Genomic DNA, 8,764 nt, shown 5'->3' with positions numbered 1-8,764 from the left:
CCGCCCACCCGGAACGAACGGTTCGACCCGAGCCCATTGCTCATCGTTCAGCGCATCGACATCCATGACTGACCTCCAAAAGGCAGCATGGAATCTGATTTGCTCTCAAAGCGGAATCCCTAAATCGTCACTACAACCTAGGCCGCATGAAAATGCGGCGTGTGCATGCCACGCCTCTGCCTGATCAGGCGATTGCAATCCTCAAGGAATTGCGCCCGCTGACGGTCCGTGGCGAGGGTTCGCTCATCTTCCCGTCCACCACTTCCTCCAAAATTCCGATTTCGGAGAACACGACGACGCTTGCCATGCGTCGTTTGGGTTTCGGCCAAGACCAGATGACAAGCCATGGCTTCCGCGCCGCGTTTGCGACGCTCGCAAACGAAAGCGGCAAGTGGTCCGTGGATTCCATTGAGCGCCAGCTGGGTCATCTGGAGGGAAGCGCCGTTCGCCGAGCATATGCGCGCGGACAATATTGGGACGAACGCGTTGCGATGATGCAATGGTGGGCGGACTATCTCGACCAGCTTCGAGAGGGAGCAGAAATTATTCCTCTTCACGACGGGCGGAAGGTCAAACGTCGATAACCCGATTGCCTCATTACCAGAGAAGGTGAGGATGGGCTTTGAAGGGGAACCCTTTTGCCTTTTCATCTGCCCTTTCAAGATAGGGCCGTTTCCCTTGCTTCCTTTCCCTTGATCCCTTGCCTTCCCACCCTTTCCCTTGGCGCTTTTCGGCATGGCCGAAACCGGCAAGCGCGCTTGGGCCGTGAGGCCATGAATCCCGGCCAGCGCGAGCTTGGGGAGCTTATACGCTATCTCCAGCAGCGCCCGCGATTATAACGAATACCATGTCGCCCGCGCCTTTCCGTGCTGGCGGATGCGGCCTGCCGCAACCAGTTCGCGCAGCCGTACCTTCAACGTGTTGCGGTTGGCTCCCGTAATGTCGGCAAGTTCGGCAATCGACAGGCGCTCGCGCTCCCGCAGCGCCTTGATGATCTGGATGGCGAGCGCCGGCAGCTCTTCCTCGCCGCCCTGCGCCACCCGCTCCCGGTCGAGCCGGGCCGCAAGACCATCCTTCTGCTTCTTGAGGCAGCGCAGGAAGAAGCCGATCCACGGCTCCCAATCCGGCACATCGTCATTGAGCGTCGTCTGCGTGCGGCGAAGCGCCTTGTAGTAAAGGTCCTTGTTCTCCTCGATGACGCGCTCCAGCGATGCGTAGGGGACATACGCATAGCCCGCTCGCAGCAGCAGCAAGGTCGTCAGGACGCGGGAAAGACGGCCGTTGCCGTCCTGGAACGGATGGATCGCGAGGAAGACCACCACGAACACGGCGACGATCAGCAGCGGGTGAAGCGCCTCTTCCTCGATCGCCTTGCGCGTCCAGGCGACAAGCGCCTCCATCTCGCGCGGCGTATCGAAGGGCGTCGCGGTCTCGAAGACGACGCCGATCTCGCGGCCTTCCGCATCGAAGGCGACGACATTGTTCGGCAAGGTCTTGTACGCGCCCCGGTGACGCTCGTCCTTGGTGCTGTGCCGCAAGAGCGTCTGGTGAAGCTGGTGGATATGGTTCTCGGTCAGGCGCATGTCGCCGTAAGCCTCGAACACGAGGTCCATCGTTTCCGCGTAGCCCGCCACTTCCTGTTCGTCGCGTGTTGCAAAGGAGCGGATTTCGATGTTGGAAAGAAGCGTCTCGACTTGGGCGTCCGAGAGCTTCGCGCCTTCGATGCGTGTGGACGAGCCGACGCTCTCGATCGTGGCCACCTTGCGCAAGGCGTTGAGGCGGTCCGGCGAGAGTGTCTTCAGGACCTCCCACCTGCCTTTGAACTCATCGATTTCGGCGATGAGTTTGACGAGGTCGGGGCCAAATGTGATCCGTGGCTCCCTCATGACTGGGACACGCTGATATCCGATTCCATATCCGATAATACCTGATTTCACCCGATTGCGCACCCGATTTTATCCATCCCTCTCCAACCGACGGGGGCGGGAAAGTCGGTCTTCCCGTGTGCGACCCGGCCGCATCCAGTCCGGCAGCGAATGCGTCGGCTGCCGCAGCGATGAATGTCGCGGTTTGGGGCTGCATCGTTGGCCTGACGGCCTGCCGCTATACGGGCCGGAGTTGTCGCATGTCTCGTGAAGGAGGTTGCGACAGTCGTTGTCACTCAATCCGGCGATGGTTTTATAGAATAAGATTCGGACTCTGCCCGTCTGGCGGACTCACGCTGTTGGCTCCGCATGTGCCGTTCGACGTTCCTTCCAAGCTGCGCAAGGGATTGTCCCAGGGGGGTGTCCCCATGTGTGGACAGGGCCAGTTCTTCGAGCGGGGTCGATTTCCCGTAGGTTGCCAGTTCAGCGTGGCGAACCTCCTGCGCGTGCTCGCAATCCTCAGGAAGCTGCTCGGGAAGTCCCGATGGGCCGAGATACCGTTTCGCCCGTTCGGGAAGATGCAGGCGATAGGCGTTGCTAGCCTGCCGCACCTGCGGGCCGCGTCCTTCGTTGCCTGTCGGCACGTAGCGTCTGAGCCAGTCGAGGAAGCCATGCGTGCGCAGGTTTTTCAACGCCCGCACGATCGCGTCGCGCGACCGCTTCAGCCGGCGCATCAGCGTGACGATCGACGGCTCCAGCCGGCCGGTCCTGAAGTCGACCAGGTTGGCCAAATACTCCAGCACCTCGATCGCCACCGAGCCGAGCGGGCCGCAGCGCCGGCCCCTGCGGCGCAGGGTCAGTTCGTAGCGTTTTGCCGCAAGCAGGATGCGCCGTACCTCCTGCCGGCTCGCCTTCCTCCAGAATCCGCCTTCGCGCTGGCCGTGCCGGTAGCTATGCTTTCTGACGGGCACGCGCGCCTGTTTCTTGTCCAGCACTCTTTCGAGCGCCGCCCCGATCTGTTCGAACATGGGTCTTCACCCTTCCCGTTCGGGTGGGCGCAGCCGGGCAGCGGGCAAGGCTTCGGTCGAGGCAAAGCGTCGCCCGTCCCGCAAGAGATGCCTCTTGCGGGCTCGCGGACGCCGGCTGTTTCGGAAGGTGAAGCTGAGCCTCCCCAAGGAGCCTGCATCTTTGACTGACCGGAAACCTCTCCTTGCTAGTGCAAGGAGAGGTTGTTCCTATGCGCTCACCACTGTTTCAGCAAACCTGCGATTTCCTGCCCGATGGCGCGGGCGGGGCTTCTCAAAGCTGGTGAACAGGGTGCGGGCGGCGGCTGACCGCTGCCCTGCGGAGAAAAGCGGTGCTGCCGCGCCTTGAATGCGCATGCACTGTCGCAGGCGAAAAGCCTGCGACAAGGGGACAGCGGCGCTGACGGCCACACGCACGACGACAAATGACGGCGCTCCGGCGAAATGCCGGACACCGACAGGAGGATGAAGCCCGCGGCGAAGCCGGGGCTATAAACACGTTGCCTGGCCTGCGTGGCAGGGCTTGGAAAAGATGCCGGCATCCGCCGTAACGGATACATGGCTGTGACAAGTATGGTTCCACCCTGCTGACAGGGCCGACGCGACGAGGGAACCGGAGCGCGTCTGGAATGGCCGGCTGGATACGGCCAGCAGAGAATGGGCCTACGGGTATGACCGCCTGCTGCGTCGGTCTTTCAGGAATCCGCCCGAAGGTCAGTGCGGGTTCATCATAGCAAACCGGCGCTTTCCTTTCATCACGAAAGGCGATGAAGCCTGTCGAATCCATCGCCATCCGGAGCGGTATGGTTCGGGCCACGGCGGCTTGTGCGGCGACAAGTTCACCTGTTTCGGGCAGCCGGTCGTTACGCGCCGGATGCCGAAGATGCGAATCGGCGCGGGCGCGATCATGGCGGCGGTGGAGAGTCCATGCCACCTGTCCCAAACGCACGGGATCGCTGCCCGATCCCGCGCATCGTGGGTGCGTCACCGCCCGATATAGGTGGCGACGATGGTGATCCTCTCATGGCCCAGTTCGCGGCTGCCGCGCTGCGGTGTCGATGGCGCGCTGCTCAGGCGTCAACTCGTGCTTTGCCGGTCCTCCGGCAAAGGGTGACTTCCAGCCGGTCAGAATCTCGTAGCGGGCTTGTGCGTAGGCATGGCGCAGGCCGTGCATGTTGCAGAGTTCGGCGGACTGGCACCGATCGTCATAGCGATTCTGCTGCTGAATATATTTTTCGCGGGCCGGGATCAGCGCGCCGGAGCCGGCAAGGGCATGGGCGTCGTTGAGCGCGGCGCGCTGCTCTGCGGTGGTGATGGGAATGCTGCGCGGCCGTCCGCCTTTGCACCACGATCCCTTGAGCGCGATGCGGTCGCCCCGGTCGGCATAGGCCGGCTGGAATTTTATAGACTCCTCACGCCGTAGGCCGAACGCCTGCTGCAAACGAAGGCTCATCCGGACGTGTGCATCATTGACGCGGTCGAGTTGCTCGCTGTCGAGGCTCTTGGCCTTGTTGACGCCGGAAGACTGGCGCTGCGGGATGCCGAGCGCCGCGTTGCCGGCGGGGATGGCGCCAGCCTTGCCGACTTTCTGCGCCCAGAACCGCAAATGCGACATGCGGTTCTTGACCGTGCCGGCAGACAGGTTCTCTGCCTTCCAGCGATCGACAAGCGCGTCGACATGCTTTTCCTTCAGCGAGGTGGCACGCATGTTGCGGAAGCCGCCTTCCTTCAACTGACGCGCGATCAGCGTCAGCGACTGCATCCGTTGGGCCTGCGTCTTACGGCCGCCGTCCCTGTTGCGGTGGCACATCTGCCTCAACTCGTAGGTCAAATCGTCCATGATCCATTCTCCGGGCAAAAAAGATTCTCACACCCCGGCGCGCGGTGCGGCGAGGCGTCTGCGGTCTTCCATCTGCTTCCGAGCGGGTACGTCCGGTTAGTGCTCATGCCATCCCGCATGACGCGGAATGCCCCGAAGGGCCCAGGGGCCAGGTGCGCTCGAAATCACCTGCTGCCTCGAATGAGGCGTCCGTCCTTCTTCCTCGAGGAAAGTCGGGCGGAAGGGGCGCAGTCGAAAGCCGCGCAAGGATGAAGGAGAAGGGACGAGAGACCTGCGTCATGGCGGATGCAGGACCGGCCTGCCGCAGCAGGGTGACGAGGGGTGCGACAGGATGCTGTTCCGGTGCATGGAAAAATCTCCTGTGAGACGTGGATGGAAGATGATGGCTGCCACAGGACGGCACGGCCGAGGCGGCGGTGAGAATTGCCGCAGCGGCTCGAAGCTGACGAAGACGAAGCGGCTAGCGAATGATCGCCGCCGCCAGCAAGGCAGAAGGGAAGATTGCTGCCGCAGTCCGGTGAGAGCCGGAGACGGCCGATGATGACGGTTGCCGCAGAGCCGATGAGGCGTGCGGCGAAAACGCCAATGAAAAGCCGACAGCCCGAAGGCAAGGGGGAAAAAGATCGAACCCCTGCTCATGCAGGGTCCTGGGACAATGCGGCCGATAGCGGCTGCGACAAGGTCAGGCTCCACCCTGCTGGCAGGGCCGACGCGCGCGAGGGAGCCGGAGCGCGTCTGGGAATGGCCGATTGGTTACGGCCTTGCAGCAGAAATATGCCCGCAGGCACGACCGCCTGCCACGCCGGTCTCAGTACAAGATCATCCTACCAGCTCGCCGTCATGCGGTCATCACACAATGAATTGACGCGCAAACCCTTATTGGTAAGCCTCCGGCGAGGACCGCAGCCGCCTCGGATCATCAGCGCGCCTGACTGCGGCTTTTCTCGAAGCCGGCCTTGCCGAGAGCGCGGCGTCTGGCGAGCTTTTTGATCCGGGTCTGGATTTCGTCTTCAGCAGCATGTGCGGGATCGAACGGGCGGCCGTGCCAGCGTTTGAGTTCGCGATGCTGCTCGTGTTTGGAATTGGTGATCGCGTCGAGGAACAATTCGAAGCCGGGGATGCCGCCGACATCTTCGGGTGGCGCGCGGCCGGCACCGTCGATGTAGTGGGGATACTCGACAGCGGGATCGGCGTCGGCGATTGCCTCGATGGTGATCGTGTGCCGCCAGTCGTCACCGAAGTCGTAGGTGTAGGCCAGTTGCGTGATGCCGCGATCGACCAGCGCTCCGAGCCGCGTCGTCTTCGCCGAGTAGGTTCTGTCGCGCAGGCTGTCCCATTCGGGATCGGGAATGGCGTAGCGCTTTCCGTCGGCGCGGAACTCGAACAGGTGATAGTCGTCGAACGGCATTGCCGCCTGGATGACGTCGTGCAAGGCCTTGAGCGTTGCCGTCAGCGGCACCTCGGCGCGCCGCCATATGGCGGGTTGCCAGTCATCGAGGTGGATCATGATGCGGGCGATGCGATCGGCGTGGCTCATGCCACCAGTCTTGCAGATTGCGCCGTCCAGTTCCACGGCAAGAGATCACTCAGCCGGCCCTGCGGCGTATCGGCGATGCGGGCGAGCACATCGGCGAGCCAAGCCTGCGGGTCGACATCGTTGAGCTTTGCCGTGCCGATGAGGGTATACATGACGGCCGCACGCTCGGCACCTCGTTCGGAGCCGGCGAAGAGCCAGGACTTTCTGCCGAGGGCGAGACCGCGCAGCGCCCGCTCGGCAGCATTGTTGGTCAGGCAGATGCGCCCGTCTGCGAGGAAACGGCTGAACCCCTCCCAGCGCCTGAGCATGTAGTCTATAGCCTGTGCGGTGGGCGCGTGACGCGACAGCTTGGCCCGCTCGTCACGTATCCACTCTTCCAACTCGGCGACCAGCGGCGCGCTCCGCTCCGACCTGATGGCGAGGCGCTCCTCCGTGGGCAGTCCGTTGATGTCGCGCTCAATGTCGAATAGCAGATCAATGCGTTTGACGGCCTCGAAGGCGATCGGTGAGATCGGCGGCGCGGTTTTTCCCCGACGCGCATTGGCGGCGATGTCGGCAAGCACGAAGAACTTGCGCCGTGCATGGCTCCAGCAGAGCGCCTCCGTCACCGGTCCGGGCTTCCGGTCGGGGAGGTAGAGCCCGTTGTAGCCGGCATAGGCATCGGCCTGCAGAATGCCGTTGAACTGCTTCAGGTGCCGCTCGGGATGATCGCCCGACCGGTCGCGCGATGCGTAGAACAGGGCTGCCGGTGGTGATGCCCCGCCGAAGGGGCGATCGTCGCGGACATAGACCCAGGCCCGGCCGGTGGTCGTCTTGCCTTTCGCCAGGATCGGCACCGTGGTGTCGTCGCCGTGAAGCCGCTCTGCCTTCAGTACATGGTCTTCGATCAGGGCGTGAAGCGGACGCAGCACCGCCGCGCACGCGCCGACCTGATCGGCCAGCGTCGACAGGCTCAGATCGACGCCCTCGCGGGCATAGCGCTCACTCTGCCGGTTCAGCGGCTGGTGCTGGCCGAACTTCTCGAACAGCACCATGGCAAGCAGGTTCGGGCCGGCGAAGCCGCGCGGCGTCACGTGGAACGGCGCCGGCGGCTGGCTGATCGCCTCGCACTGCCGGCACGAGAACTTCTCGCGCACCGTCTGGATCACCTTCCACTGGCGCGGGATCACCTCCAGCGTCTCGGTGACGTCCTCGCCCAGCTTCGACAGCCTGGTCGAGCCGCAGCAAGCGCAGCTCTCGGGAGCGGCGATCACGACGCGCTCGCGCGGCAGGTGCTCCGGGAACGGCTTGCGCGATGGACGACGACGCTCGAACGACTTCACCGTCGTGGCGCGCGACGCGTGCTCCGCCGCCAGTTCGTCTTCGGTTGCGTTCGCCTCCAGATCCTCGAGCTGCAACTCCATCTGCTCGAGCAGCCTGGCCTTGCGCTCCGAGCGGCTGCCGTAGAGCTCGCGCCTGAGCTTCTCGATCTCCAGCTTCAGTCTTGCAATCAGCGCCTCGGTCCCGGAGCTGACCGCCGCCGCACGGGCGGCAAGCGCTTCGGCCTCGACGCGCGCGGCGCGCTCCGCGAGGATCATCGCGTGGGCGGCGGCGAGGTCGGAAGGGAGCGATTCAGCGGTGGACACAGGGCGATGGAATCATATCCACCACCATGTGCAAGGCCAAAATCGTCAGCCTGTCGCCGTCGGACGCCAGGTCTTTTGCGGCATGCGCCAGTCAATGCCTTCGAGCAGATAGCCGAGTTGGGCCGGCGTGATCGTGACCGCGCCGTCGGCCGGCGACGGCCAGATGAAGCGGCCGCGCTCGAGCTTCTTCGAGAACAGGCAGGCGCCCTGGCCGTCGTGCCACAGAACCTTGATCCGATCGCCGCGGCGGCCGCGGAAGACGAACAGGTGACCATTGTGCGGATCACGCTTCAGCGTCTCCTGCACCACCAGCGCCAGGCCCGGAAAGCCCTTCCTCATGTCGGTGTGGCCAGTCGCCAGCCACACCCGCACGCCGCTCGGAACCGGAATCATCGGGACCCGAGCGCGTCCAGCACGCGCCGCAGCGCCTCGGCATCCACGTCGCGATCGACACGGACACGGCGCCCGCCGCCAAGCTCGATCTCGATGATGCCGCTCTTGCGGCGACTGCGGCCGGGAGACGCCGATGGCACCGCCGCCTCAACGGCGGGCGGTATGGCAGCGGCAGGAACGATCTCGACCGGGACCAATTGCGATGAACCGGTATCGACCCGATCGCACAGCTCCTTGCGCCATCGAAAGAGCTGGCTGACGTGAATGCCCGCCGATCGCGCGACTTCCGAAACCGACACGCCAGGCTCAAGCGACGCCGCGACCAGGCGCTCCTTCTCCTCACGCGACCAGCGGCGGCGTCTCTCGACCGATGTGATCACCTCCACCCGCGGCATCGTCATAGGGCTACTCCTAGGATTATCCCTAGGACTTCCGACGTTCGCCCTCAGCCCGCAAGGCGGCCTTCACCGGAGGGGTAC

The 8,764-nt window shown here is 63.9% G+C and carries 7 protein-coding genes and 1 pseudogene; 1 reads left to right on the top strand and 7 read right to left on the bottom strand.

Going from position 1 to position 8,764, the window contains the following annotated elements; genetic code table 11:
* Positions 1–134: 134 nt before the first annotated feature.
* Positions 135–584 (top strand): annotated as a pseudogene (locus IH615_RS00945) (site-specific integrase); the annotation flags it as partial.
* Positions 585–833: 249 nt separating this feature from the next.
* On the opposite strand, the gene IH615_RS00940 reads toward IH615_RS00945, so the two are convergent.
* From IH615_RS00940 to IH615_RS00910, 7 genes are all read right to left on the bottom strand, one after another.
* Positions 834–1,886 (bottom strand): Fic family protein, encoded by a 1,053-nt coding sequence (locus tag IH615_RS00940; protein ID WP_291359087.1) that lies wholly within the window; start codon positions 1,884–1,886, stop codon positions 834–836.
* Positions 1,887–2,161: 275 nt separating this feature from the next.
* A complete protein-coding gene (locus IH615_RS00935; protein WP_291359086.1) occupies positions 2,162–2,893 on the bottom strand; it encodes a helix-turn-helix domain-containing protein in 732 nt (243 codons plus the stop codon).
* 1,018 nt (positions 2,894–3,911) lie between these two features.
* Entirely contained in the window at positions 3,912–4,730 is an 819-nt protein-coding gene (locus IH615_RS00930; RefSeq protein ID WP_291359084.1) for a phage integrase N-terminal domain-containing protein, read from the bottom strand.
* Between the two features lie 919 nt (positions 4,731–5,649).
* On the bottom strand, positions 5,650–6,267 hold the full coding sequence (locus IH615_RS00925; RefSeq protein ID WP_186400867.1) for a plasmid pRiA4b ORF-3 family protein: 618 nt from the start codon (positions 6,265–6,267) through the stop codon (positions 5,650–5,652).
* Complete coding sequence (locus tag IH615_RS00920; RefSeq protein ID WP_291359089.1) at positions 6,264–7,844, bottom strand: IS66 family transposase; 1,581 nt, start codon at positions 7,842–7,844, stop codon at positions 6,264–6,266. The genes IH615_RS00925 and IH615_RS00920 overlap by 4 nt, the downstream gene beginning before the upstream one ends.
* Positions 7,845–7,937: 93 nt before the next feature.
* A complete protein-coding gene (gene tnpB, locus IH615_RS00915; RefSeq protein WP_186400866.1) occupies positions 7,938–8,285 on the bottom strand; it encodes an IS66 family insertion sequence element accessory protein TnpB in 348 nt (115 codons plus the stop codon).
* Positions 8,282–8,686 carry a transposase gene (locus tag IH615_RS00910; RefSeq protein WP_144706539.1) on the bottom strand — a complete coding sequence of 135 codons (405 nt, stop codon included), beginning with the start codon at positions 8,684–8,686 and terminating at the stop codon, positions 8,282–8,284. The genes tnpB and IH615_RS00910 overlap by 4 nt, the downstream gene beginning before the upstream one ends.
* Positions 8,687–8,764: the final 78 nt, after the last annotated feature.

It is taken from the genome of Devosia sp. (assembly GCF_014860165.1).
Classification (GTDB): Bacteria; Pseudomonadota; Alphaproteobacteria; order Rhizobiales; family Devosiaceae; genus Devosia.
The sequence above is the reverse complement of the archived record's forward strand: the minus strand, read 5'-3'. Positions and strand labels throughout refer to the sequence as shown.

Excerpts from the sequence above, each read along its gene's own strand:
- IH615_RS00940 (WP_291359087.1), bottom strand. The coding sequence starts at position 1,886 with ATGAGGGAGCCACGGATCACATTTGGCCCCGACCTCGTCAAACTCATC.
- IH615_RS00920 (WP_291359089.1), bottom strand. The coding sequence starts at position 7,844 with ATGATCCTCGCGGAGCGCGCCGCGCGCGTCGAGGCCGAAGCGCTTGCC.
- tnpB (WP_186400866.1), bottom strand. The coding sequence starts at position 8,285 with ATGATTCCGGTTCCGAGCGGCGTGCGGGTGTGGCTGGCGACTGGCCAC.
- IH615_RS00910 (WP_144706539.1), bottom strand. The coding sequence starts at position 8,686 with ATGACGATGCCGCGGGTGGAGGTGATCACATCGGTCGAGAGACGCCGC.
- IH615_RS00925 (WP_186400867.1), bottom strand. The coding sequence starts at position 6,267 with ATGAGCCACGCCGATCGCATCGCCCGCATCATGATCCACCTCGATGAC.
- IH615_RS00935 (WP_291359086.1), bottom strand. The coding sequence starts at position 2,893 with ATGTTCGAACAGATCGGGGCGGCGCTCGAAAGAGTGCTGGACAAGAAA.
- IH615_RS00930 (WP_291359084.1), bottom strand. The coding sequence starts at position 4,730 with ATGGACGATTTGACCTACGAGTTGAGGCAGATGTGCCACCGCAACAGG.